The following is a 23,527-nucleotide window of genomic DNA, read 5'->3' as shown; positions in this document are numbered from 1 at the left end:
CTATACCGTCTGGTGGGACGGCGATACGCCCGTCGGTACGGTTCGGGTGGCCGGTGGGGTTGTCGCCGATTCACCTGGCCCACCAGCCTTTCCGCGCCTTCGGGCTGGCCGCTTCAGCCTTCCCGTGACCGTGTCTCGTCCACGATGTGGACGGGGCGTGGTCGTCGTCAACCCGCTCGACGGGCGGTCCCGGCGAAGTCGGGCTAACCTTGCGGGTCAAGATCAACCGATCTTGACGGGTGGCCTCCCGGAGGTCGGCGCGGGGCGTGATCACCCCTGTCCCGGGCCGCACGCCACGGGAGAAAACTCGGGCAACTCGCCGGAGAGGGCGTTACTCGGCCGGGGTCTGAATCGATAGGGCAGGGCGAGACCGGGTGCGTGTCGGGAGGGCGACTCCATTATCAAGTTTGGCTTGACGCCGCACGCATTACACGCGTGTAATTTGAATGGGGTTGTTCGCACGAACCGCAGCAAAACGGGACCGGACGGACAAGCACGCCTTTCGCGTGGGGGGTTGCAGCGGCGATGGCGCCGGTGCGCGACAAGGAGGCAATTGATGGACGGCCAGCTCGAGGCGGCCGACCTGCTCGGAAACGCGCCGGAGTGGCAGGAGCGAGCGCTGTGCTCGCAGACCGACCCGGAGGCGTTCTTTCCCGAGAAGGGCGGCTCGACCCGCGAAGCGAAGCGCATCTGCTCGCGATGCGAGGTCAAGACCGAATGCCTCGAATACGCTCTCGGCCACGACGAGCGGTTCGGGATCTGGGGTGGGCTCTCCGAGCGGGAGCGGCGCAAGCTCAAGCGGCGAGCAGCCTGAGTCGTCGGGAAGGGACGGTCGGGGGACGTCCCGCCCCGGAGGTGACGATTCGCCGTGGGGGGTCACGGCGGTCGGGTCAGGCCAACTCGTCCGGGTCCACGCCGAGCAGGTTCGCCACCTGCTCGATGATCACGTCGTGTACCAGGTCGGCGAGGTCCTCGCGGTCCATCGCCCGAAACTCCAGTGGACGCCGGTACAGCACGATGCGGGGTGGCACCTCCTGGCGTCCCGGCCGACCCGGCAGCAGCCGGGCCAGCGGCACCTCGCCGTCCTCCAGCACGTCGGTGTCGTAGACGTTGAGGTCCGGCGGGACGTCCTCGACGGCGAACTCCACCCCGGCGAGTTCCTTGGCGAAGCGACGCTCCAGCGTCTCGACGGTGTCCAGCACCAGATCGTCGAAGATCTCCGCCTTGGTACGCGCCAACGGCACGGTTGCCGGCACCAGCCGCCCACGCAGACCGCGCCCGTGCCGGTCGCGGTGCGCCCGCCGGCCGGGGCCGGGGCGGCGGTTCTCCGGACTCGTCATGAGCCAAAGGGTAGCCGCCATCGCGCCCCTGCCCGCATCAGCGCCGCTACCGGGCGCGCCGTGCCGCCGGGCCGAAATGTGATCACCAAGACGGGCGTGTCGTAACGCGAACCGGTGCGCCGGACCCGGTAATGGGGATACCCTGCGCCCGTGAGGTCACCACGGCGCTGCTCCCGTAACGGCTGCCCCCGGCAAGCGGTCGCCACGCTGACCTATGTCTACAACGAGTCGACGGCCGTGGTGGGTCCGCTCGCCGCCTTCGCCGAGCCGCACACGTACGACCTGTGCGAGCCGCACGCCCGGAGCCTGACCGCACCGCGCGGCTGGGAGGTCGTCCGGCACGAGGGCGAGTTCGAGCCCCCGCCGCCCACCACCGACGACCTGGTCGCACTCGCCGAGGCCGTCCGCGAAGCCGCCCGCCCGGCCCCCCGCCCCCCACAGGACGCCCAGAACCAGCAGGCCGCACCCCCCACCACCTCGTCCCGCCGAGGCCACCTCCGCGTAATCCCCCCCACCCACTAACTCGGAAGTAGACCTACTTCCTCCCGATTAGGGCCGCTTCGCGAAGCGGAGCGACAAGGACTCCCCCCGCCCCCCCCCCCCCCCCCCGCCCCCCCGCCCCCCCGCCCCCCGCCCCCCGCCCCCACCCCCACCCCCACGCGCTCCCCGCACGCCCGCGCCCTGCGGCGTTGATCAAGAAGTTTGCGTCAATTCCTGGCGCCTGGGCCGACCAAACTTCTTGATCAACTCGTCAAGGCGGGGCGGGGTGGGGCGAGGCGGGGTGGGGTGAGAGCGGGGTGGGGTGGGAGCGGGGTGGGGTGGGAGCGGGGTGGTCAGTGGCCTAGGAGTCGGGAGAAGGTGGTGGCGCGGCGGGAAGGGCGGCCGGTGCGGGACTCGCGTTCGTCGGCGGAGAGCATCAGGCGGAGGCCGGCGTTGACCGCGAGCCAACGTAGGGGCTCCGGCTCCCATCGGGGCGAGCGGTGGTTGACCCAGGGCAGGCGGGTCAGCTCGGTCGGTTCGTTCCGGATCAGGTCGGCCAGCGTACGACCGGCCAGGTTGCTGGTGCCCACCCCGTCGCCGACGTACCCGCCGGCCCAGCCCAGCCCGTCGGCACGGTGGTAGCCGACCGAGGCCGCCCAGTCCCGGGCCACCCCGAGCGGACCGCCCCAGGTGTGCGTCACCGGCACGTCCGGGCCGAGCACCGGGAAGAGGTCGCCGAGCGAACGACGGAGGGCGGCGAAGACCCGTGGCTCCCGGTCGAAGTCGGACCGGACCCGCGAGCCGAAGTGGTACGGGGCACCCCGCCCGCCAAAGGCGAGCCGGCCGTCGGCGGTGCGTTGGCCGTAGATGATGACGTGCCGGTGGTCGGAGAAGGTTTCCCGCTCGGCCAGCCCGATCTCGGCCCAGGTCTCGTCGGGCAGCGGCTCGGTGGCGATCATCAGTGAGTAGACCGGGGCGAGGGCCCGCCGGTGCCCGGTCAGCGCCGACGTGTAGCCCTCGGTGGCCCGGATCACCACCGGGGCGCGTACGGTGCCGGCCGGGGTGACCGCCGCGCGGGGCCGGATCTCGGTGACCGGGGTGCGTTCGTGGATCGTCACGCCCCGGCGTTCCACGGCGCGGGCCAGGCCGCGTACCAGGCGCGCCGGGTGCAGCGCCGCGCAGTGCGGCGTGTAGGTGGCGGCGCGTACCCCGGTGGCACCGCACCGGGCGACGGCCTCCGCCGGGCCGAGCAGGTCCAGATCCGCCGGCCCGAAGCCGAACTCCCGCGCCTCCGCCACCGTCGCCCGGGCCCGCTGCACCTGCGGCTCGCTGCGGGCGAGCAGCACGGTGCCGCCGTACGACCAGTGGCAGTCGATGCCCTCGGCGGCGACCACCCGGCCGACCTCGCGGACCGTGTCGTACATGGCGTGCTGCATGGCGATCGCGGCGTCCCGGCCGTGCCGCCGGGCCAGCCCGGTCAGCGAGGTGGGCAGCAGCGCCGAGCACCAGCCACCGTTGCGCCCGGAGGCGCCGTAGCCGGCCACCTGGCGTTCCAGGACCACGATCCGCAGGGCCGGCTCGGCCTCGGCGAGGTAGTACGCCGTCCACAGCCCGGTGTAGCCGGCCCCCACGATGACCACGTCTGCGACGCTGTCACCGGACAACGGCGGACGCGGGGTCAACGGCTCGTCCACGGTGGACAGCCAGTACGACAGGTCCCGGTAGGCCACCACCGCCTCCTAGAGCTTGGTCCAGGCCTCGGTGAGTACGCTCCGCAGGATCTGCTCGATCTCGTCGAACTGCTGCTGCCCGGCGATCAGCGGCGGGGCGAGCTGCACCACCGGGTCGCCCCGGTCGTCGGCCCGGCAGTAGAGCCCGGCGGAGAACAGCGCGCTGGACAGGAAGCCGCGCAGCAGTCGCTCCGACTCGGCCTCGTCGAAGGTCTCCCGGGTGGTCTTGTCCTTGACCAGCTCGATGCCGTAGAAGTAGCCGTCGCCCCGGACGTCGCCGACGATCGGCAGGTCGTGCAGCTTCTCCAGGGTCGACCGGAAGGCCGCCTCGTTGGCGCGTACGTGCCCGACCAGGTCCTCACGGGCGAAGACCTCCAGGTTGGCCAGAGCCACCGCGCAGGAGACCGGGTGCCCGCCGAAGGTCACTCCGTGGGCGAACATGCCGGTCTCGGTGAGGAATGGCTCCATCAGCCGGTCGCTGGCGATCATCGCGCCGAGCGGGGCGTACCCCGAGGTGATGCCCTTGGCGGTGGTGATGATGTCGGGCTGGTACCCGTAGCGGGCAGCACCGAAGTACTCGCCGAGCCGGCCCCACGAGCAGATCACCTCGTCGCTGACCAGCAGCACGTCGTACGCGTCGCAGATCTCGCGGACCCGCTCGAAGTACCCGGGCGGCGGCGGGAAGCAGCCGCCCGAGTTCTGCACCGGCTCCAGGAAGACCGCCGCGACGGTGTCCGGTCCCTCCCGCTCGATGGCCCGCCCGATCTCGTCGGCGGCCCAGCGACCGAACGCCACCGGATCGTCGCCGTGCTCCGGGGCCCGGTAGAAGTTGGTGTTCGGCACCTTGATCCCGCCCGGCACCAGCGGCTCGAAGTCCGTCTTGATGCCCGGCAGCCCGGTGATCGACAGAGCGCCCATGGAGGTGCCGTGATAGGCGATGTACCGGCTGACCACCTTGTGCTTGGTGGGCTTGCCGACCCGCTTGAAGTACGCCCGGGACAGCTTCCAGGCCGCCTCGACCGCCTCGGAGCCACCCGTGGTGAAGAAGACCCGGTTCAGGTCGCCCGGGGCCAGCGCCGAGATCCGCTCGGCCAGCTCCACGGCGGTCGGATGGGCGTACGACCAGAGCGGGAAGTACGCCAGCTCCCCGGCCTGCTTGGCGCCGGCCTCGGCCAGCTCGGTGCGACCGTGGCCGGCGTTGACGACGAAGAGCCCGGCGAGGCCGTCCAGGTAGCGGCGACCCTGAGCATCCCAGACGTACGCGCCCTCGCCGCGCACGATGGTCGGCACCTCGCCGGCGGAGTAGCTCGCCATCCGGGTGAAGTGCATCCAGAGGTGGTCGGTGGCGTTAGCCATGTCAGCCCCATCGGGTCTCGGGCCGGTCAGGTCTCACCGGCCGCTCTGCCCACGGTTATCCCACAGCCCGCCGCCCCAAGGCAAGTGCAATCGGTTGGCTACACGCCATGATGCAACGGATTTAGCGAGCCGTTATGCCTAGTGCAACGGAATCCGCATCGCCGCCGTCCGGCGGCGTCTTCCCCCTCCCCGGCCCCACCTCTCTTCCCGGCCCGTCCTCTCGGAGGGCGGCGGTGGGCGTGGGCGGTGGGGCTGTCCAGGGCATTCGAGGGGCATCTCATTCGCACCTCAGGTGCGCGAAACAGTCCTGCCCGCAACACGCCGAGACCGGGCGGACAGCGCCACCCAGAGTGGCTAGCGTGCGGCGCAACGTGACGCCCGGATGGAGGTCGGTAGATGAACGAGACACTGCGGTTGGCGATGGCGGACAAGGGCGAGACCGCCCAGTCGTTGGCCGGGAAGGTCGGCGTCGACCCGAAGACGGCGGGCCGCTGGGTGGCCGACGGGCGTACCCCGCACCCGGGTACCCGGGCCGCTGTCGCCGCGATTCTCGGCCGCCAGTCGAAGGAACTCTGGCCGGAGCCGTTTCGCCGCCGCGACCTGCCCTGGTTCCAGGAGTGGGCCCAACTGGAGCAGAAGGCCAGCTCGCTCCGGTCGCACCAGCCGCTGCTGGTGCCGGGCCTGCTCCAGACGGAGGCGTACGCCCGGGCGGTGCTGGCAACCGGCGGCCTGGTCGCGCCGGCGCAGGTGGAGGAGATCGTGGCGGCGCGGCTGGCCCGGCAGCGGGTGCTGGAGCGCGAGGTGCCGCTGCAACTGGTGGCGGTGATCGACGAGGTGGTGTTGCGGCGGCGGGTGGGCGGCGACCGGGCGGTGATGGCCGGGCAACTGCTCCACCTGGCCGAGTGGGGCGAGCGGGAGCACGTGCAGGTGCGGGTGATCCCGGCGGAGAACCCGTGGCATACCGGCCTGGCCGGGCCGTTCGTGCTGGCCCGGACGCCGGACGGCTACGAGGCGGCCTATCTGGACAATCAGTTGCGCGGTCAGGTGGTGACCGAGCGTGCCGACCTTGCTATCCTGGGCGCGAGATGGGAGAGCGTCACCGGTGAGGCGTTGCCGCGTCGCCGGTCCATCGAGCTGATCCGGGAGGTAGCGGCGACATGGACATGACCGACGCCCATTGGCGCACCGCCACCCGCAGCAGCAACAACGGCGGCGACTGTGTCGAGGTGGCCGACAACCTGCCCGGCCGGATCCTGGTGCGCGACAGCAAGGATCGAGCCGGCGGCACCCTGACCTTCACCCCCGACGCCTGGCGCGCGTTCGTCACCACACCCCCGCGCTGACCTCTCGCACTGACCCTTCCGCGCGCCGACCCTTCCGCGGGGCGAGGGCGCGCGGGGCGAGGGCGAACCGGGCGGAGGTGCGTGGGGGCGCACACTCAGGCGGTGCCCCAGCTGTAGGTCTGCTTGCGGAGTTTGAGGTAGACGAACGCCTCGGTGGAGAGCACTCCGTTGACCGCGCGCAGCCGTTGCAGGATCTCCAGCAGGTGCTCGTCGTTGCGGCAGACCACCTCGGCAAGCAGGTCGAAGGAGCCGGCGGTGATCACTACGTAGTCGACCTCGTCCAGTTCGGCGATCCGGTCCGCGACGCTCTCCAGGTCGCCGTCGGTGCGTAGGCCGATCATGGCCTGACGGGGGAAGCCGAGTTGGAGCGGGTCGGTCACCGCGACGATCTGCATCACCCCGGCGTCGAGCAGCCGCTGTACGCGTTGACGTACCGCCGCCTCGGAGAGTCCGACCGCCTTGCCGATGGTGGCGTACGGGCGGCGACCGTCCTGCTGGAGCTGTTCGATGATCTGCTTGGCCACGTCGTCGAGCAGCGCGTGGCTGGCGCCCTCCCGCACGCTGACCCGGCGTCCGCCGGTGCCGTTGTCCTGCTGCCGGTTCGTCATCGAGCGCTCCCCCCTGTCCGTCACGGCGCTGAGCCTAATGCCACCCGGCAGTCTGGCGTAATTCGTCGTCCACGGCTATTGCGGCTACGGAATCCCTTGTGAGGCAGGTTTCCTCATGTCAGGATCAGTCGTCCATCGCCATTGACCCTCCCGTCGGCGCGCCCACCCCCGTCCCGCCGCCGACGATGACCTGTAGGAGTCGTCACATGCGAAACGCTTACCGGCCCCTCACTCGGCGTGGCCTGCTGACCGGCACCCTCGGCTCGGCTGCGCTGCTCGCGGCGGGCGGCACTCTCGTCGGCTGCGGCACCCCCGGCGCGCAGCAGACCGAGGCCGGTTGTGTCAGCGAGGACCTGTCCGGCACGGAAAAGACTCTCGCCTTCTCCAACTGGCCGCAGTACATGGATGTCGACGAGGACGACGCGTCGAAGCGTCCCAGCCTCGACGCGTTCGTCGGCAACTCCGGCATCCAGGTGACCTACACCGAGGACGTCAACGACAACAACGAGTTCTTCGGCAAGGTGCAGAACCAGCTCGCCGCCTGCCATGGCACCGGACGCGACGTCATGGTGCTCACCGACTGGATGGCCGCCCGGATGATCCGGCTCGGCTGGATCCAGCGGCTCGACAAGTCGAAGCTGCCCCACGTCGAGGCGAACCTGCTGCCGTCGCTGCGGAACCGCCCCTTCGACGTGGACAACCACCTCGCCGTCCCGTGGCAGTCGGGCCTGGCCGGGCTGGCGTACAACGGGCGGGTCACCAAGGAGATCCGCACCGTCGACGAGCTGCTCACCCGCCCCGACCTCAAGGGCAAGGTGACCGCGCTGACCGAGATGCGCGACACCATGGGGCTGCTGCTGATGTCCAACGGACACAACCCGGCTGACTTCACCGCCAACCAGTTCGACGATGCCCTCAACAAGCTCAAGAAGGCGGTCGACTCCGGGCAGATCCGCCGGTTCACCGGCAACGACTACGCCCCCGACCTGGCCAAGGGCGACATCGCGGCGTGCATCGGCTGGTCCGGTGACATCATTCAGCTCGGCTTCGACGACGACCAGATCACGTTCGTGGTGCCCGACTCCGGCGTGACGCTCTGGTCGGACAACATGCTCGTGCCGAACAAGGCCACCCACAAGGGCAACGCCGAGGCACTGATGAACCACTACTACGACCCGGCCATCGCCGCCCAGCTCGCCGCGTACGTCAACTACATCTGCCCGGTGCAGGGCGCGCAGGAGGAGATGGAGAAGATCGACCCGGAGTTGGCCGCCAACCCGCTGATCTTCCCGGACGAGGCGATCCTCTCCAAGGCCCGCGTCTTCATGGCCCTGGACGAGCAGCAGGAGCGCGAGTACGAGACCAAGTTCCAGCAGGTCATCGGAGCGTGACGATGGCGCGGGACACTCCGGCCGGTGACCTGAGGCTGGCCGACCTCACCAAGACGTTCGGCCCGTTCACCGCCGTCGACGACCTGAGCCTGACCATTCCGCAGGGCTCGTTCTTCGCCCTGCTCGGCGCCTCCGGCTGCGGCAAGACCACCACGCTGCGGATGATCGCCGGGCTGGAGGAGCCGACCAGCGGGCAGGTGCTGCTCGGTGACCGGGACATCGCCCGGCTGCGGCCGTACAAGCGGCCGGTCAACACCGTGTTCCAGAGCTATGCCCTCTTCCCGCACCTGGACATCTTCGAGAACGTCGCCTTCGGCCTGCGGCGGCGCGGCATCCGCTCGGTCGACGGGCAGGTCCGCGAGATGCTGTCGCTGGTGCAGCTCGACGGGTACGAGCGGCGTCGCCCGGCCCAGCTCTCCGGCGGGCAGCAGCAACGGGTCGCGCTGGCCCGGGCACTGATCAACCACCCGCAGGTGCTGCTGCTGGACGAGCCGCTCGGCGCGCTCGACCTCAAACTGCGCCGGCAGATGCAGATCGAGCTCAAGCGTATCCAGACCGAGGTCGGCATCACCTTCGTGCACGTCACCCACGACCAGGAGGAGGCCATGACGATGGCCGACACGGTCGCGGTGATGAACGCCGGGCGGATCGAGCAGCTCGGCGCACCCGCCGAGATCTACGAGTTCCCGGCCACCGCGTTCGTGGCCAACTTCCTCGGCCAGTCCAACCTGATCGCGGGCGAGGTCTCCGGCACCGACGGCGGCGACCTCCTGGTCACCGCGCACGGCGCGCGGTTCTCCGTGCCGTCGGCGCGGGCCCGCGCCGACCAGGGTCCGGTCTTCCTGGGCGTACGCCCGGAGAAGCTGCACCTGGCCGGGGCGGCCGTGCAGGTGCCCGCCGGCAACCAGCATCTCGAAGGCGCCATCACCGACGCCTCCTACGTCGGGGTGAGCACGCAGTACCTGCTGCGCACCGGCTGGGGCACCGAGCTGAGCGTCTTCGTCGCCAACAGCGGGGCGCAGCAGCGCTTCGCCGTCGGCGAGCGGGCCGTGGCGTACTGGGATCCGCAGCACGCCTTCCTGCTCGGTCGCCGCGCCGACGAGGAGGACCGGACCACCCCGGTCCTGGACGAGCCGGTCGGCGCGTCCTCATGAGCCGGCGAAGCGAGACCACGGCGTGAGCGCGCTGGCTCACGTACCCACCGGCTCCGGGCAGCCGGCGTCGCCGCCGCCGACTGCCCGATCAGGGCGGTACCGGCTCCTGCCGTACCTGCTGTTGCTGCCCGGCGCGGCCTGGCTGTTCCTCTTCTTCGCCCTGCCGCTGGTGCAACTCGCCGCGGCGAGCCTCTACGACCCGAACGGCACGCTTTCCACCGGGTACGCGATGACCTGGGCGTTCGGGAACTACCCGGCGGCGTTGCAGACGTACTGGCCGCAGTTCAGCCGCTCGTTCCTGTACGCGGGCATCGCGCTGGTGCTGGCGCTGCTGATGGGCTACCCGCTGGCGTACGCGATCGCGCAGAAGGCCGGCCGGTGGAAGAACCTGCTGCTGGTCTGCGTGATCGCCCCGATGTTCACCAGCTTCCTGGTGCGTACGCTGGCCTGGAAGACCATCCTGTCGGACAACGGCTGGGTGGTCGGGCTGCTGCGGGACGTGCACCTGCTCGGCCCGGACGGGCGGCTGCTGGCCACCCCGATCGCGGTGGTGCTCGGCCTGACGTACAACTTCCTGCCGTTCCTGGTGCTGCCGTTGTACGCGAGCCTGGAGCGGCTCGACCACCGGCTGCTGGAGGCGTCCAGCGACCTGTACGCCAGCCCGCTGAAGACGTTCCGCCGGGTCACCCTGCCGCTGTCGATGCCGGGGCTGATCGCCGGCACCCTGCTGTTCTTCATCCCGGCCACCGGCGACTACATCAACGCCGAGCTGCTCGGCACCCCCAACCAATACATGATCGGCAACGTCATCGACTCGGCGTTCCTGGTCCGGCTGGACTATCCGCAGGGCGCCGCCCTGTCGTTCCTGCTGATGTCGGCGATCCTCGCGGTGGTCTTCGTCTATCTGCGTCGCGCCGGCACGGAGGAGGTTCTATGAGCCGTGTCTTCCGGTGGTTCGCCCGGCACTGGGTGATGGGCGTGGCGATGCTGGTGCTCGGCTACCTGTTCCTGCCGATCGCCGTGGTCGGCGCGTTGTCGTTCAACCGCCCCTCCAACCGGCTGTCGTACGACTTCCACGAGTTCACGCTCGACAACTGGCGCAACCCGTGCGCCACCTCCGACATGTGCGACGCCGTGGTCCGCAGCGTGCAGATCGGCTTCATCGCCACCGTCGCGGCCACCGCGCTCGGCACGCTGATGGCGTTCGCGCTGGTCCGGCACCGGTTCCGGGGACGGTCCGGGCTCAACGTACTGATCTTCCTGCCGATGGCCACGCCGGAGCTGGTGATGGGCACCTCGCTGCTGGCCCTCTTCGTCGCCGGTGCGGTGCCGCTGGGCTTCTGGACCATCGTCATCGCGCACGTGATGTTCTGCCTGTCGTTCGTGGTGGTGACGGTCAAGGCGCGGCTGACCGGGATGGACCGGCGGCTGGAGGAGGCCGCGATGGACCTGTACGCCAGCGAGTGGCAGACGTTCCGCCGCATCACGCTGCCGTTGGTGCTGCCCGGCATCGTGGCCGCCGCGCTGCTGGCGTTCTCGCTCAGCTTCGACGACTTCATCATCACCAACTTCAATTCCGGCACCACCGTCACGTTCCCGATGTACGTCTGGGGTGCCGCCCAGCGGGGCATCCCGCCGCAGGTCAACGTCATCGGCACCGCCATGTTCGCGATCGCGCTGCTGCTGGTGCTGGCCAGCATGCTGCGAGGTCGGCGGGCACGCCGGGCGGCGATCGCGGTGCCGGTTCCCCGGGCGACCAGCCGGTCATGACCGCGCCGTCCACCGGCCGGGCGCTCGCCGACGCGGTACGCGCGCCGTACTGGCTCGACCGGCCGGAACGCCCCGACCCGTTGCCGCCGCTGCCCGGCCCGGCCACCGCCGACCTGCTGGTGATCGGGGGCGGCTACAGCGGGTTGTGGGCCGCCCTGCTGGCCAAGCAGGCCGATCCGGCGCGGGACGTGCTGCTGGTGGAGGCGGGCACCTGCGGCTGGGCGGCCTCCGGGCGCAACGGCGGGTTCTGCGCCGCGTCCCTGACGCACGGGCTGGCCAACGGGGTGCAGCGGTTCCCGGACGAGATCGGGACCCTGGAGCGGCTCGGTCGGGAGAACCTGGACGCCATCGCCGCCACCGTGGCGGAGCATCGGATCGACTGCGACTTCGCGCGTACCGGGGAACTGTCGGTGGCGGTCGAGCCGTACCAGCTCGACGGGCTGGCCGCCGACGCCGCGCTGGCCGGGCGGTACGGGCACGACGTCAGCCTGCTCGACGCCGACGAGGTGCGCGCCGAGGTGAACTCGCCGACGTACCTCGGTGGGCTGTGGGACCGTGACCGGGTGGCGATGCTCGACCCGGCGCGGTTGGCCTGGGGACTGCGCCGGGCCTGCGTGGACCTCGGCGTACGGGTGCACGAGCACACCCGGGTCACCGGCCTGTACCGGGACTCCGGCGCGCTGTTCACCCGCACCGTCGCCGCCGACGGCAGCCCCGGTGCGGTACGCGCAACCAAGGTGGTGCTGGCCACCAACGCGTTCCCGCCGCTGCTGCGCCGCCTGCGGGCGTGGATCGTGCCGGTGTACGACTACGCGCTGACGACCGAGCCGTTGACGCCCGCGCAGCGCGACGCCGTGGGCTGGCGCAACCGGCAGGGGCTGGCCGACACCGGCAACCAGTTCCACTACTACCGGATCACCGACGACGGGCGGATCCTGTTCGGCGGCTACGACGCGGTCTACCACTACGGCAACCGGATGACGCCGACACTGGACCAGCGGGACGCCACCTTCACCGCCCTCGCCCGCCACTTCTTCACCACCTTCCCGCAGCTCGCCGACGTCCGGTTCAGTCACCGCTGGGGCGGAGTGATCGACACCAGCACCCGGTTCTGCGCCTTCTTCGGCACCGCGTACTCCGGTCGGCTCGCCTACGCGGCCGGGTACACCGGGCTCGGCGTCGGGGCGACCCGGTTCGGTGCCCGGGTGATGCTCGACCTGCTCGACGGCGTGGAAAGCCCGCTGACCCAGCTCGACCTGGTCCGCAGCCGTCCCCTGCCGTTCCCGCCCGAACCGGCCCGCGCGGTCGGCATCGGGCTCACCCGCTGGTCCATGGCCCGCGCCGACGCTCGACAGGGGCGGCGCAACCTGTGGCTCCGTACGCTCGATCGCTTCGATCTGGGGTTCGACTCGTGATGCGTGTGCTGCTGATCGGGGCCGGAGGCGTCGGTTCCGCCGTCGTCGCCATCGCGGCCCGACGTGCCTTCTTCGACAGCATGGTGGTCGCCGACCACGACGAGACCCGCGCCGCGCGGGCCGTCGCCGGACGGGACGACCGCTTCGTCGCCGCCGGTGTCGACGCCGCCTCGGCGGAGGCGGTCGCGGCGCTCTGCCGCGAACACCGGATCACCCACGTGCTCAACGCGGTCGACCCGCGCTTCGTCATGCCGATCTTCGACGGTGCATACGCGGCCGGCGCCGACTACCTCGACATGGCCATGTCGCTGTCCCGTCCGCACCCGACCCGGCCCTACCAGGAGACCGGCGTCATGCTCGGCGACGCGCAGTTCGCGGCGGCCGACCATTGGACGGCGGCCGGGCGGCTGGCGCTGTGCGGCATCGGTGTCGAACCCGGCCTCTCCGACGTCTTCGCCCGCTACGCCGCCGACGAGCTGTTCCGCGGCGGTGGAGTTGCGGGCCGGATGGCGGCGCGGCGCCGCCCTGGTCACCGCGGCCGACCCGCCGGGTTCGGTGCAGGCCGAGTTGGACGTGGTCTTCCCGGTGCTACACGGCCCGGATGGGTTCCTCGATCGGGACCTCCCGGGTCGGTGAGGGCGACGACCTGGCGGCGGCGGTCGAGGAGGCGCTGCGACACGACAACCTGGTCATCGTGGAACAGGGGGTCTACGCGCGACTGCGTAAGGGGGTGGCGGAGCGGTTGCTGGCCGCGCAGGACGCGCTGCCCGACGGGCTGCGCCTGCTGGTGATCGAGGGCTACCGGCCGTACCGGGCGCAGTTGGAGATCTTCTCCGGCTATCACGACGAGCTGCGGCGGGCGCATCCCGACTGGTCGCCGGAGCGGGTGTACGAGGAGACCACGAAGTTCGTCCCGCCGGTCGAGGTCGCGCCGCACAGCACCGGTGGTGCGGTGGACCTGACGCTCTGCACCGCCGACGGGGTGGTGGCACTGGTCGTACGGGGATCGGTACTGGGCGCTGCTGAGATGTGAGGAGCTGAGCTGAGACGTTAGGAGGGGTCCCCTGCTATGCGCGAGGCGTTAGCAGGGGACCCCTCCTAACACAAAGGCGGTGTCGAGGATGTCGAGCCCGCGGGTGAGGTCGGCGTCGGAGATCACCAGTGGGGGCAGGAAGCGCAGCACGTTGCCATAGGTGCCGCAGGTGAGGGTGAGCAGGCCGGCGGCGTGGCACGCGGCCGAGATCGCCGAGGCGGCGGCCGGGTCCGGGGTCAGGGTGCCCGGGCGGACCAGCTCCACGGCGAGCATCGCGCCCCGGCCGCGTACCTCGGCGATCCGGGGATCGCGTGCGGCGATGCTCCGCAGTCGAGCCGTCATGGTCGCGCCGATCCGCCATGCGGCGGCGGCCAGGTCCAGCTCGTGCAGCGTCTCGATGGTGGCCAGCGCGGCGGCGCAGGCGATCGGGTTGCCGCCGTACGTGCCGCCGAGGCCACCGACGTGCACCGCGTCCATCAGCTCCGCCCGCCCGGTCACAGCGGCCAGCGGCAGTCCACCGGCGATGCCCTTGGCCAGGGTGATCAGGTCCGGCTCCACCCCTTCGTGCTGGCAGGCGAACCAGTCGCCGGTGCGGCAGAAACCGGTCTGGATCTCGTCGGCGACGAAGACCACCCCGGCCGCCGTCGCCCAGGTGCGCAGCGCGGGCAGAAACCCCTGCGCGGGTACGACGAAACCGCCCTCGCCCTGGATCGGCTCGATCAGCAGCGCGGCCACGTTCTCCGCACCGACCTGCTTCTCCACCAGCTCGATGGCCCGGGCGGCGGCGGTGGCGCCGTCGAGTCCGCCGTCGCGCAGTGGGTACGACATCGGCACCCGGTAGACCTCACCGGCGAACGGCCCGAACCGGTGCTTGTACGGCATGTTCTTCGCGGTCAGCGCCATGGTCAGGTTGGTCCGGCCGTGGTACGCGTGGTCGAAGACGATCACCGCCGGCCGCCCGGTGGCGTGCCGGGCGATCTTGATCGCGTTCTCCACCGCCTCGGCACCGGAGTTGAACAGCGCCGACCGCTTCTCGAAGGCGCCCGGGGTGAGCGCGTTGAGGCGTTCGCAGACCGCCACGTACGACTCGTACGGGGCGACCATGAAGCAGGTGTGGGTGAAGCGTTCGACCTGGGCGCGTACCGCCTCGACCACCCGGGGTGCGGAGTTGCCGACGTTGGTGACGGCGATGCCGGCGGCGAAGTCGATCCACTGTCGACCGTCGACGTCGGTGACCGTGCCGCCCGATGCACTGTGCACATAGGAGGGAATGACGCTGCCGATGCCCCGGGCCACGGCGGTGCCCCGGCGCTTGTGCAGTTCGTCCGACGACCGTGACTGCGGCACGGGGGCGCCCGGCTCGTTTCCGACGCTCACCGGCTCAGCCCTCGATGTTGTGCATGACGTGCTTGAGTCGGGTGTAGTCCTCCAGGCTGTAGACCGAGAGGTCCTTGCCGTGCCCGGAGTGCTTGAACCCGCCGTGCGGCATCTCGGAGACGAACGGGATGTGGGTGTTCACCCAGACGCAGCCGAAGTCGAGCCGCCGGGTCATCCGCATCGCCCGGCCGTGGTCCCGGGTCCAGACCGAGGCGGACAGACCGTAGTCGACCCCGTTGGCCCAGCGCACCGCCTCGTCCTCGTCGGAGAAGCGCTGCACGGTGATGACCGGCCCGAACACCTCGTCCTGGATGATCTCGTCCTGCTGGCGCAGCCCGGAGACGACCGTGGGCGCGTAGAAGTAGCCCCGCTCGCCCACCTGCGCACCACCGGTCTGCACCGCGGCGTGGTCCGGCAGGCGGTCGACGAAACCGCGCACCCGGGCGAGCTGGTTGGCGTTGTTCAGCGGACCGTAGAGCACGTCCTCGTCGTCCGGCGCGCCGGTGCGGGTGTTGCGGGCCTGCTCGGTCAGGGCGGCCACGAAATCGTCGTGTACGCCGGGGCCGGTCAGCACCCGGGTGGCGGCGGTGCAGTCCTGGCCGGCGTTGAAGTAGCCGCCGGTCGCGATGGCCTCGGCCGCCGCGGCGACGTCGGCGTCGTCAAAGACCACCACCGGTGCCTTGCCGCCCAGCTCCAAATGGGTGCGCTTGAGGTCGGGGGCGGCGGCTGCGGCGACCTCCATGCCGGCCCGGGTGGAGCCGGTGATCGACACCAGCTGCGGGGTGGGGTGCGCGACGAGGGCCCGGCCGGTGTCCCGGTCACCGCAGACCACGTTGAACACGCCCGGCGGCAGGTACTCGGCGGCGATCTCGGCCAGCAGCAGCGTCGACACCGGCGTGGTGTCCGACGGCTTGAGCACCACCGTGTTGCCGGCGGCGAGCGCGGGAGCGATCTTCCAGACCGCCATCATTAGCGGGTAGTTCCAGGGGGTGACCTGGGCGCACACCCCGATCGGCTCGCGCCGCACGTACGAGGTGTGCCCGGCCAGGTACTCGCCGGCCGAACGACCCTCCAGCAGCCGGGCGGCCCCGGCAAAGAAGCGGAACTCGTCCACGGCCGGCGGCAGTTCCTCGTCGGCGGTGAGCTGCCGGGGCTTGCCGGTGTTGCGCACCTCGGCGTCGACCAGGTCGGCGGCTCGCGCCTCGACCGCGTCGGCGAGCTTGAGCAGTGCCTTCTGCCGCTCGGCCGGGGTGCTGTCCCGCCAACTCTCGAAGGCGGTCGCGGCGGCCTTCATGGCCGCGTCCACGTCGGCGGCGCCGGAGACCGGGGCCTGGGCGAACGCCTCCCCGGTACACGGGTCGATCAGGTCGGCGTACCCGCCGTCGGCCGGCTCGACGTACTCGCCGTTGACGAAGTTGCGGAGCTTCTGCTTGTCACTCATGACTGGATCACTCCGAGAGGTCCGGGGGCCGCGCTGCGGCGGTTATCGCAATCTTCGTGCCATCTTCGCTACTGAATTCGCGGCAGACAAGGTCTGGCGCGACCGTTTCCGTGGACGACTGCCGGGGTTACGCTGCGATACGTGGAACCCACCCCGTTCTTCGTCGCCGGCCGTCCCGCGCACGGTGCCGGCGAGCTGACCGTGCATCACCCGTACGACGGCCGGCCGGTGGGGCGTACCACCCTCGCCACCGCCGAGCAGGTCGAGTCTGCGGTGGCGGCGGCGGCCGAGGAGTCCCGGCGCTTCTCCGGCGAGCTGCAACGGCTCGACACCGACCCGGCCGCCACCGGGCGCATCGCCCTGGTCCGGCGGGTGCCGAAGGGGTCGGTGCTGGCCATCACCCCGTTCAACTTCCCGCTGAACCTGGTCGCGCACAAGGTCGCCCCGGCCGTCGCGGTCGGCGCGCCCGTGCTGGTCAAGCCAGCCCCGGCCACCCCGCTGTCCGCGCTGCTGCTCGGCGAGATCCTGGCTGAGACCGAGCTGCCGGCCGGGATGTTCTCGGTGCTGCCGCTGCCCAACGAGCGCGCCGCCGAGCTGGTCACCGACCCCCGGCTGCCGGTCGTCTCGTTCACCGGCTCGGGGCCGGTCGGCGCGGCCGTACGCCGGGCGGCGCCGGACAAGCACGTCACGCTCGAACTGGGCGGCAACGCGGCGGCGCTGATCTGCGCGGACTGGGCCGAGGACACCGACCTCACCTTCGCCGCGCAGCGGATCGCCACGTTCTCCAACTACCAGGCCGGGCAGTCCTGCATCGCCGTGCAACGGGTGTACGTGCACGAGTGGCTCTACGACGGCTTCCTGCCCCGACTGGTCGCGGCCGTGCGGCAACTGCGCACCGGTGACCCGTCCGGGGAGTCCACCGACGTCGGTCCGTTGATCTCCGAGGAGGCGGCCCGGCGGGTGGAGGCATGGGTGGACGAGGCGGTGGCGGCCGGTGCCGACATCGAGATTGGTGGCCGGCGCTCCGGGGCGACGTACCCGCCGACGGTGCTGAGCGGGGTGCCCCGGGAGGCGAAGGTCCGTGCCGAGGAGGTGTTCGGTCCGGTGCTCGTGGTGGACCGCGTCACCGACGACGAGGCCGGCTTCGCCGCCGTCAACGACTCGGCGTACGGACTCCAGGCCGGTGTCTTCACCCGGCGGCTGGACGTCGCCTTCGCGGCGGCGCGGACGCTGCAGGTGGGCGGGGTGATCGTCGGTGACGTGCCGTCGTACCGGGCCGACCAGATGCCGTACGGCGGGGTGAAGGGGAGCGGCGTGGGGCGGGAGGGGCTGCGCAGCGCCATGGACGACTACACCGACCCCCGGGTCACCGTCCTCACCGGCCTCCGGCTGTAGACCCGTACGGTCGCTCCTGCCGAGGGTGAGTCGCCTGCGGGTGCGGTTGTGGCCCGCTGCGACACCTCGGGCGCACCCGTCCGAGCGTGATGCGGCACACCTGCTGGGTGCTCGCTGACCAGCCGAGGTCGTGCCCCGGTAGTAGCCTGACCGCGGTCCCTCGTCAGGGGGAGGAACGGTGGGTGATCATGTCGGTACGTCGCCACACGGGGCGCCTCGCGACGCTCTGCGTGTTCCTGGGCGGCCTGGTGGTGCTCGGTGGCGTGCCGGCCCACGCCGACGAGGACCGGGTGCGCGTCCGTGCGTCCAGCAGCTTCACCGCCGGACGGTCGGCGCAGGGCGTGACCGTGGAGGTGCGCAAGCGGACCGACGGGTGCGTGCGGGTCCGCGGCGCGCTGGGTCTGAGCCTGCCCGGCGTACGGGCCGACCAGGTCGCGGTGCAGGCCAACGTGGGCGGTCGCTGGGTGCCGGTGAGTGTCTCCGGCGACGTGGGCCTGCTGGCCACCGCGCCGGTGGCACCGGCCCGGGACGAACTCTGCGAGCGTCGGGGCGTGGCGCTGCGGTACCGGGTGACGTTCGCCGCCGACGTGCCCGACGGTCGGCTGGTCGTCACGGGCGAGGCGAGCACGGCCCGGGGCGCGCTCCTCGGGCGGGTCGCGGTGGCGTCCCGGGTGGTCGGCGGGCGGGTCGCGCCGTCGCCGTCGCCGTCCCGGTCGCGCTCGGCCTCGCCGTCGCCGACCCCGAGCGCGTCGACCGCGCCGGGCCTGACGGTGGCCGCCACGCCGAGGGTGGCGCTGGCCGCCGACGGAACGACCGACCCCGTCCAGACGGCCAACCAGTCCTCCGGCGGGTCGCCGGTGATGTACTTCGGCATCGGCATGGTCGCCCTCGGTGCCCTGCTCATCGGGCTCTTGATCGTCCGGTCGCGGAAGGACCGGCGGCAGCGTCGGGAAGGGGCCGGGATCCCGCTGCCGCGCAACCCGGGTGGCACCACCTACCGCTCCGGCGCGAGCCACGTCGCCGCGTCGGTGCCGCCGGGGCCGGGTGCCCCGCCGCCGGCGCCTCCTGGCCGGGGCGTCCCGCCGATGCCGCCGAGCCCGGTGCCGCCCGCGTCCCCCGGTCAGGTGTACGGCACCGCACGGCCGGCCACGCCACGGGTCTACGGCGCTCCGGCGTCTCCGCGCCCGTCGGGCGGTCTGTACGGCGCCCGGCCGGAGCCCGGCCACCAACCCCGGACGACGCCACCGGCCGCCAGGGCGTCCGCAGTCCCGCCGGTCTCGGCTCCGCCCGCAGTCCCGCCGGTCTCGGCTCCGCCCGCAGTCCCGCCGGTCTCGGCTCCGCCCGTCGGCCCGCCGGTCTCGGCTCCGCCGGTGGCGCCGACCTCGGGCCAGCCCGGTGCCGGAGCGGTGCCGGGGCAGCCGGACGGTGGGGACCGGGACGAACCGGGGCGCGGGCTCTCCGGCTGAGTCGGGACGGGGCCCGACGCTCCGTTACGCTCAGGTGCGTTGACGACCTGCGGCCGAGGAGTGGAACCGGTGTCTGATCTGTCCCAGATTGTGAAGGCTTACGACATCCGTGGGACGGTGCCGGACCAGTGGGACGAGCGGGTCGCCGGCGCCCTGGGCACGGCCTTCGCGCAGATGCTCGACGATGCCGGCCCGCCCGGAGAGGCCGTCCTGATCGGGCACGACATGCGGGCCTCCGGGCCCAAGCTGGCCGAGGCCTTCGCCACCGGCGTACGCGCCGAGGGACGGCCGGTCATCGAGATCGGGCTCGCGTCGACGGACATGGTCTACTACGCCTCCGGCGCGCTCGGGCTGCCCGGTGCGATGTTCACCGCCAGTCACAACCCGGCGCAGTACAACGGGATCAAGATGTGCCACGCCGGTGCCCGCCCGGTCGGGCAGGACAGCGGGCTGGCCGAGGTCCGGGACCGGGCACAGGCGCTGCTCGACAAGGACGAGCCGCTCGGTACGCCGACCGCGCCGACCGAGCGCCGGGACCTGCTGGCCGCGTACGCCGCGCACCTGCGCACGTTGGTGGACCTCTCCGGCATCCGGCCGTTGACGGTCGTGGTCGACGCGGGCAACGGCATGGGTGGACACACCGTGCCGAGCGTGCTCGGCGACGCCGCGTTGTCGGCGCTGCCGTTGCAGATCGTGCCGCTCTACTTCGAACTGGACGGCGCCTTCCCCAACCATGAGGCCAACCCGCTCGACCCGGCCAACCTGGTCGACCTGCAACGCGCCGTGGTCGCGCACGGGGCCGACATCGGGTTGGCGTTCGACGGTGACGCGGACCGCTGCTTCGTGGTCGACGAGCGGGGCGAGCCGGTCTCGCCCTCGGCGATCACCGCGCTGGTCGCGGCCCGGGAACTGGCCCGACACCCGGGCTCCACGGTGATCCACAACTTGATCACCTCCCGCGCCGTGCCGGAGATCATCCGAGAGCACGGCGGCGAACCGGTGGTGGCCCGGGTGGGGCACTCGTTCATCAAGGCCGAGATGGCCCGGACCAACGCCGTCTTCGGCGGTGAGCACTCGGCGCACTACTACTTCCGGGACTTCTGGTTCGCCGACACCGGGATGCTGGCCGCGATGCACACCCTGGCGGCGCTCGGCGAGCAGCCGCTGCCGCTGTCCACGCTGGCCGCCGAGTACGAGCGGTACGTCGCCTCGGGTGAGATCAACTCCACCGTACGGGACCAGGCGGCGAAGGTGGCCGAGGTACGGGCCGCGTACCCGGACGCGGAGGTCGACGAGTTGGACGGGCTCACCCTGCGCTTCCCGGACGGGGCCTGGCTCAACCTGCGTGCCTCCAACACCGAGCCGTTGCTGCGGCTCAACGTGGAGGCACCGACCGCCGAGCGGATGACCGCGCTGCGCGACGACGTGCTCGCCGCGGTTCGCCGATAGGATCGCTCGCGCCGGTCGGCACCGTCGATCGGTGAAGCCGCACACGTGGAAGGAGCCGCGCATGGCCCTCGACCCGCAGTTGCTGGAAATCCTCGCCTGCCCGGACACACACCATGCACCGCTCGACTACGACGCGCCGGCCCAGACGCTGACCTGCACCGAGTGCGGCCGGATCTTCGAGGTCCGCGACGAAGTGCCGGTGCTGCTGCTGGACGAGGCGCGCGGCCCCGCGGAGCGGTCGTGATCGACGGAACGGCCGGCGTCAGCGGCCACCGCCACGCCGACGACCGGCTCCTCGACGACCCGCAGGCGTTGGCCGAGCGGGACCCGGGCGGGATGCTGCGGCACACCGCCTCGGCCGGCGCGCAGGTGCGCGAGTCGGCGGCCCTGGCCGCCGAGGCCAACCTCGGCGTCCTCGGCGACGACGGGCGTCCCCGGGCGGTCGTCATCGCCGGCATCGGCACGGCCGGGCGTACCGGCGACGTGCTGGCCACCGTCGCCGGGCCCCGGTGCCCGGTGCCGGTCATCGCGCACCGCAGCGCGGGTGTGCCCGGCTGGGTCGGCGCGGCCGACGTGGTGATCGCGATCAGCGCCTCCGGTCGCAGCCCTGAGGCGCTCGGCGCGGCCGAGGCCGCCCACCGGCGGGGCGCCCGGCTGGTCGCGGTGGCCCCGCCGGACTCGCCGCTGCACTCGGTGGCCGAGCGGGCCCGTGCCCCGTTCATCCCGGTGCCCAGACGGGCCCCGGCCCGGGCCAGCCTGTGGGGGCTCACCGTGCCGGTCCTGATGGCCGCGAGGGCCCTCGGCCTGGTGAAGGTGAACGAGGCGGACCTGGCCGAGACGGCGGCCCGGCTGGACGCCGACGCCGACCGCTGCCGCCCGACCGCGGAGTCCTTCGTCAACCCGGCGAAGTCGCTGGCGCTCGCGCTGGCCGGGTCGATCCCGATCGTCTGGGGCTCGTCGCCGCTGGCCTCGGTCGCGGCCCGTCGCTTCGGTGACACGCTCTCCGCCAACGCCCGGTACCCGGTGGTCACCGGAGCGCTCGGCGAGGCGGGCCGGGGCCGCGTCGGTCTGCTCGACGGCGTGTTCGGCGGTCTCGCCGAGGGGGAGCGGGACATCTTCGCCGACCCGGACGACTCCGGGAGCGAGGACACCCGGCTGCGGCTGGTCCTGCTGCGCGACGGTGGCCTGAACGCCGAGGACGACACCGACGAGCCGCACGCGGTCGAGGAGCGACGCGCGGAGGCGGTGCAGACGCTGGCCGAGCGCCGTGGCGTACGGTGCGACGTGGTCACCGCCGAGGGCGGTTCGGCGTTGGAACGACTGGCGTCCCTGGTGGCGGTGCCCGACTTCGCGTCGATCTATCTGGCGCTGGCGCACAACCTGGACCCGATGGCGGTGCCGGCGATCACTGAGATGAAGGAGCTGTCCAACCAGTGAGTGGGCGTAGCGAGCGAGCCGGCTGGCTCGGGTGATCTACCTGGAGCCGGACGTCTATTACGCTGATGCGGGACCGGCGGAGACGTCCGGCCAACGGGAGAGCTGACCGGTGGAACTGCTGTATGGACCGATCAAGGACTACGCCTGGGGTTCCCGCTCGGCGATCGCCGAACTCCAGGGACGGCCGGTGCCGAGCGACGGGCCGGAGGCCGAGCTGTGGCTGGGCGCGCACCCGGGCGCGCCGGCCACCGTCGCGCGCGAGGACGGTCCGGCCACGCTGGCCGACGTGCTGACCGTCGACCCGGGGCGGTGGCTCGGCCAGCCGGCGATCGACCGGTTCGGGGTACGGCTGCCGTTCCTGCTCAAGGTGCTGGCGGCAGAGGCGCCGCTGAGTCTCCAGGCGCACCCGGACGCGGAACAGGCGCGGGCCGGTTACGCCGCCGAGTACGCCCAGAGCGGTGGCGCGCGCAACTACGTCGACCCGTTCCACAAGCCGGAGTTGCTGGTGGCGCTCGGGCCGATGGAGGCGCTGTGCGGGTTCCGGGATCCGGCGATCTCGGCGAAGGTGCTGGCCGGGTTGGGCGTACCGGAGCTGCGGCCGGTGCTGGACGCGTTGAGTGCCGGGCCGACGGGCCTGGCCGAGGCGGTCCGTACGCTGCTGACCTGGCCGGACGCGGAGCGGGCGGGGCTGGTGACGGCGGCCCGTACGGCGGCGGTGACCGGGCCGGACGCCGACCTGGTGGCGATGCTGGCACAGACCTATCCGGCCGATCCGGGAGTACTGGTCGCGCTGCTGCTCAACCGGGTACGGCTGGCCGAGGGCGAGGCGATCTGGATGCCCGCCGGCAACCTGCACGCCTACCTGCGCGGCACCGGCGTGGAGGTGATGGCGGCCAGCGACAACGTGTTGCGCGGCGGTCTCACCCGCAAGCACGTCGACGTGGCCGAACTGCTCCGGGTGCTCCGGTTCGAGGTGCTCGACCAGCCGGTGGTGTCGTCCCACCCGGTCGCCGACGGGGTGGTGACGTGGCCGGTGCCGGTGCCGGACTTCGCGTTGCACCGGGTGACCGTGGGGGGCGACCGGCCCGAGGTGAGGCTCACCGTGCCGGGACCGCGCGTACTGCTCTGCACCACCGGAGAGGTGACCGTCGCCGACGGCGTCGCGCCGGTGACGCTGGGGCGGGGGCGGGCCGCGGTGGGGCCGGCTGATGGCGGTGCACTTACGGTGACCGGTGAGGGCGACATCTACGTCGCCTCGACCGGATCACTCTGATCCCGGTGGACCGCGATCCACCCTCGCACTCGAACCGGCAAGTCCGACTTTCCCGAAATCGCTTGACTC

The 23,527-nt window shown here is 71.9% G+C and carries 23 protein-coding genes and 1 pseudogene; 18 read left to right on the top strand and 6 right to left on the bottom strand.

Annotated features, from left to right (window positions below; all coding sequences use genetic code 11):
* Nucleotides 1-556 precede the first annotated feature (556 nt).
* Entirely contained in the window at nt 557-814 is a 258-nt protein-coding gene (locus ID554_RS08050; protein WP_013731688.1) for a WhiB family transcriptional regulator, read from the top strand.
* A 76-nt stretch (nt 815-890) separates the two neighbouring features.
* On the opposite strand, the gene ID554_RS08045 is transcribed toward ID554_RS08050, so the two are convergent.
* Nucleotides 891-1,340, bottom strand: a complete 450-nt coding sequence (locus ID554_RS08045) for a metallopeptidase family protein (RefSeq protein ID WP_117229420.1) — start codon at nt 1,338-1,340, stop codon at nt 891-893.
* Between the two features lie 150 nt (nt 1,341-1,490).
* On the opposite strand from ID554_RS08045, the gene ID554_RS08040 reads away from it, so the two are divergent.
* Nucleotides 1,491-1,862 carry a DUF3499 domain-containing protein gene (locus tag ID554_RS08040; protein WP_117229419.1) on the top strand — a complete coding sequence of 124 codons (372 nt, stop codon included), beginning with the start codon at nt 1,491-1,493 and terminating at the stop codon, nt 1,860-1,862.
* Nucleotides 1,863-2,173: 311 nt separating this feature from the next.
* Here the strand turns inward: ID554_RS08040 and ID554_RS08035 are convergent, their stop codons facing one another.
* Together ID554_RS08035 and ID554_RS08030 are read right to left on the bottom strand one after the other, a co-directional pair.
* On the bottom strand, nt 2,174-3,553 hold the full coding sequence (locus ID554_RS08035; protein ID WP_117229418.1) for an NAD(P)/FAD-dependent oxidoreductase: 1,380 nt from the start codon (nt 3,551-3,553) through the stop codon (nt 2,174-2,176).
* Between the two features lie 6 nt (nt 3,554-3,559).
* Nucleotides 3,560-4,906 carry an aspartate aminotransferase family protein gene (locus tag ID554_RS08030; RefSeq protein ID WP_117229417.1) on the bottom strand — a complete coding sequence of 449 codons (1,347 nt, stop codon included), beginning with the start codon at nt 4,904-4,906 and terminating at the stop codon, nt 3,560-3,562.
* A 396-nt stretch (nt 4,907-5,302) separates the two neighbouring features.
* Here ID554_RS08030 and ID554_RS08025 point away from each other — a divergent pair, with 396 nt between their 5' ends.
* Both ID554_RS08025 and ID554_RS08020 read left to right on the top strand, forming a co-directional pair.
* Nucleotides 5,303-6,073 carry a DUF5753 domain-containing protein gene (locus tag ID554_RS08025; protein WP_117229416.1) on the top strand — a complete coding sequence of 257 codons (771 nt, stop codon included), beginning with the start codon at nt 5,303-5,305 and terminating at the stop codon, nt 6,071-6,073.
* Nucleotides 6,064-6,249 (top strand): DUF397 domain-containing protein, encoded by a 186-nt coding sequence (locus tag ID554_RS08020; protein ID WP_117229415.1) that lies wholly within the window; start codon nt 6,064-6,066, stop codon nt 6,247-6,249. Before ID554_RS08025 ends, ID554_RS08020 begins: the two co-directional genes overlap by 10 nt.
* Before the next feature lie 95 nt (nt 6,250-6,344).
* Here the strand turns inward: ID554_RS08020 and ID554_RS08015 are convergent, their stop codons facing one another.
* Nucleotides 6,345-6,857, bottom strand: coding sequence for an Lrp/AsnC family transcriptional regulator (locus ID554_RS08015; RefSeq protein WP_117229414.1), 513 nt, complete (start codon nt 6,855-6,857; stop codon nt 6,345-6,347).
* Between the two features lie 206 nt (nt 6,858-7,063).
* Between ID554_RS08015 and ID554_RS08010 the strand changes: the two genes are divergently transcribed.
* The 8 genes and pseudogenes from ID554_RS08010 (at nt 7,064) to ID554_RS32370 (ending at nt 13,620) form a co-directional block, all read left to right on the top strand.
* Nucleotides 7,064-8,248 carry a polyamine ABC transporter substrate-binding protein gene (locus ID554_RS08010; RefSeq protein WP_117229413.1) on the top strand — a complete coding sequence of 395 codons (1,185 nt, stop codon included), beginning with the start codon at nt 7,064-7,066 and terminating at the stop codon, nt 8,246-8,248.
* A gap of 2 nt (nt 8,249-8,250) precedes the next feature.
* Complete coding sequence (locus ID554_RS08005) at nt 8,251-9,402, top strand: ABC transporter ATP-binding protein (protein WP_117229412.1); 1,152 nt, start codon at nt 8,251-8,253, stop codon at nt 9,400-9,402.
* 22 nt (nt 9,403-9,424) lie between these two features.
* Nucleotides 9,425-10,339 carry an ABC transporter permease gene (locus tag ID554_RS08000; protein WP_117229411.1) on the top strand — a complete coding sequence of 305 codons (915 nt, stop codon included), beginning with the start codon at nt 9,425-9,427 and terminating at the stop codon, nt 10,337-10,339.
* Nucleotides 10,336-11,172, top strand: a complete 837-nt coding sequence (locus ID554_RS07995; protein WP_117229410.1) for an ABC transporter permease — start codon at nt 10,336-10,338, stop codon at nt 11,170-11,172. Before ID554_RS08000 ends, ID554_RS07995 begins: the two co-directional genes overlap by 4 nt.
* On the top strand, nt 11,169-12,587 hold the full coding sequence (locus tag ID554_RS07990) for an NAD(P)/FAD-dependent oxidoreductase (RefSeq protein WP_117229409.1): 1,419 nt from the start codon (nt 11,169-11,171) through the stop codon (nt 12,585-12,587). The genes ID554_RS07995 and ID554_RS07990 overlap by 4 nt, the downstream gene beginning before the upstream one ends.
* Nucleotides 12,587-13,069 (top strand): annotated as a pseudogene (locus tag ID554_RS07985) (saccharopine dehydrogenase NADP-binding domain-containing protein); the annotation flags it as partial. The gene ID554_RS07990 and the pseudogene ID554_RS07985, both read left to right, overlap by 1 nt.
* A 7-nt stretch (nt 13,070-13,076) precedes the next feature.
* Entirely contained in the window at nt 13,077-13,223 is a 147-nt protein-coding gene (locus ID554_RS07980; RefSeq protein ID WP_191088954.1) for a hypothetical protein, read from the top strand.
* The gene (locus ID554_RS32370) at nt 13,189-13,620 is read left to right on the top strand and encodes a M15 family metallopeptidase domain-containing protein (protein ID WP_191088754.1); all 432 of its coding nucleotides are present in this window, start codon (nt 13,189-13,191) and stop codon (nt 13,618-13,620) included. The genes ID554_RS07980 and ID554_RS32370 overlap by 35 nt, the downstream gene beginning before the upstream one ends.
* Nucleotides 13,621-13,668: 48 nt before the next feature.
* Here ID554_RS32370 and gabT read toward each other — a convergent pair whose 3' ends face one another.
* On the bottom strand, nt 13,669-14,997 hold the full coding sequence (gene gabT / locus ID554_RS07970; RefSeq protein WP_223884487.1) for a 4-aminobutyrate--2-oxoglutarate transaminase: 1,329 nt from the start codon (nt 14,995-14,997) through the stop codon (nt 13,669-13,671).
* 4 nt (nt 14,998-15,001) lie between these two features.
* Nucleotides 15,002-16,438, bottom strand: a complete 1,437-nt coding sequence (locus ID554_RS07965) for a gamma-aminobutyraldehyde dehydrogenase (protein WP_117229408.1) — start codon at nt 16,436-16,438, stop codon at nt 15,002-15,004.
* Between the two features lie 141 nt (nt 16,439-16,579).
* On the opposite strand from ID554_RS07965, the gene ID554_RS07960 reads away from it, so the two are divergent.
* The 6 genes from ID554_RS07960 to manA all read left to right on the top strand — a co-directional run bounded on the left by ID554_RS07960 (nt 16,580) and on the right by manA (nt 23,458).
* Nucleotides 16,580-17,833 carry an aldehyde dehydrogenase family protein gene (locus ID554_RS07960; RefSeq protein ID WP_117229407.1) on the top strand — a complete coding sequence of 418 codons (1,254 nt, stop codon included), beginning with the start codon at nt 16,580-16,582 and terminating at the stop codon, nt 17,831-17,833.
* Between the two features lie 188 nt (nt 17,834-18,021).
* Nucleotides 18,022-19,299 (top strand): hypothetical protein, encoded by a 1,278-nt coding sequence (locus tag ID554_RS07955; RefSeq protein ID WP_147333513.1) that lies wholly within the window; start codon nt 18,022-18,024, stop codon nt 19,297-19,299.
* Nucleotides 19,300-19,368: 69 nt separating this feature from the next.
* Nucleotides 19,369-20,748: a phosphomannomutase/phosphoglucomutase gene (locus ID554_RS07950; RefSeq protein ID WP_117229453.1), complete on the top strand. Its 1,380-nt coding sequence runs from the start codon at nt 19,369-19,371 to the stop codon at nt 20,746-20,748.
* Between the two features lie 61 nt (nt 20,749-20,809).
* Nucleotides 20,810-20,992: a Trm112 family protein gene (locus tag ID554_RS07945; RefSeq protein WP_117229405.1), complete on the top strand. Its 183-nt coding sequence runs from the start codon at nt 20,810-20,812 to the stop codon at nt 20,990-20,992.
* Entirely contained in the window at nt 20,989-22,185 is a 1,197-nt protein-coding gene (locus ID554_RS07940) for an SIS domain-containing protein (RefSeq protein WP_117229404.1), read from the top strand. The genes ID554_RS07945 and ID554_RS07940 overlap by 4 nt, the downstream gene beginning before the upstream one ends.
* A 109-nt stretch (nt 22,186-22,294) precedes the next feature.
* On the top strand, nt 22,295-23,458 hold the full coding sequence (gene manA, locus ID554_RS07935) for a mannose-6-phosphate isomerase, class I (protein WP_117229403.1): 1,164 nt from the start codon (nt 22,295-22,297) through the stop codon (nt 23,456-23,458).
* Nucleotides 23,459-23,527 lie beyond the last annotated feature (69 nt).

The sequence above is a fragment of the Micromonospora craniellae genome, assembly GCF_014764405.1.
Taxonomy (GTDB): domain Bacteria; phylum Actinomycetota; class Actinomycetes; order Mycobacteriales; family Micromonosporaceae; genus Micromonospora; species Micromonospora craniellae.
Note: the sequence above shows the minus strand (reverse complement) of the source record. Positions and strands in the feature narration are given on the sequence as shown.

Bases quoted from the DNA above. Each gene is read 5' to 3' on its own strand.
- ID554_RS08050 (WP_013731688.1), top strand. From the start codon at position 557: ATGGACGGCCAGCTCGAGGCGGCCGACCTGCTCGGAAACGCGCCGGAG.
- ID554_RS08045 (WP_117229420.1), bottom strand. From the start codon at position 1,340: ATGACGAGTCCGGAGAACCGCCGCCCCGGCCCCGGCCGGCGGGCGCAC.
- ID554_RS08030 (WP_117229417.1), bottom strand. From the start codon at position 4,906: ATGGCTAACGCCACCGACCACCTCTGGATGCACTTCACCCGGATGGCG.
- ID554_RS08025 (WP_117229416.1), top strand. From the start codon at position 5,303: ATGAACGAGACACTGCGGTTGGCGATGGCGGACAAGGGCGAGACCGCC.
- ID554_RS08020 (WP_117229415.1), top strand. From the start codon at position 6,064: ATGGACATGACCGACGCCCATTGGCGCACCGCCACCCGCAGCAGCAAC.
- ID554_RS08015 (WP_117229414.1), bottom strand. From the start codon at position 6,857: ATGACGAACCGGCAGCAGGACAACGGCACCGGCGGACGCCGGGTCAGC.
- ID554_RS08010 (WP_117229413.1), top strand. From the start codon at position 7,064: ATGCGAAACGCTTACCGGCCCCTCACTCGGCGTGGCCTGCTGACCGGC.
- ID554_RS08005 (WP_117229412.1), top strand. From the start codon at position 8,251: ATGGCGCGGGACACTCCGGCCGGTGACCTGAGGCTGGCCGACCTCACC.
- ID554_RS07995 (WP_117229410.1), top strand. From the start codon at position 10,336: ATGAGCCGTGTCTTCCGGTGGTTCGCCCGGCACTGGGTGATGGGCGTG.
- ID554_RS07990 (WP_117229409.1), top strand. From the start codon at position 11,169: ATGACCGCGCCGTCCACCGGCCGGGCGCTCGCCGACGCGGTACGCGCG.
- ID554_RS32370 (WP_191088754.1), top strand. From the start codon at position 13,189: ATGGGTTCCTCGATCGGGACCTCCCGGGTCGGTGAGGGCGACGACCTG.
- ID554_RS07965 (WP_117229408.1), bottom strand. From the start codon at position 16,438: ATGAGTGACAAGCAGAAGCTCCGCAACTTCGTCAACGGCGAGTACGTC.
- ID554_RS07955 (WP_147333513.1), top strand. From the start codon at position 18,022: ATGTCGGTACGTCGCCACACGGGGCGCCTCGCGACGCTCTGCGTGTTC.
- ID554_RS07945 (WP_117229405.1), top strand. From the start codon at position 20,810: ATGGCCCTCGACCCGCAGTTGCTGGAAATCCTCGCCTGCCCGGACACA.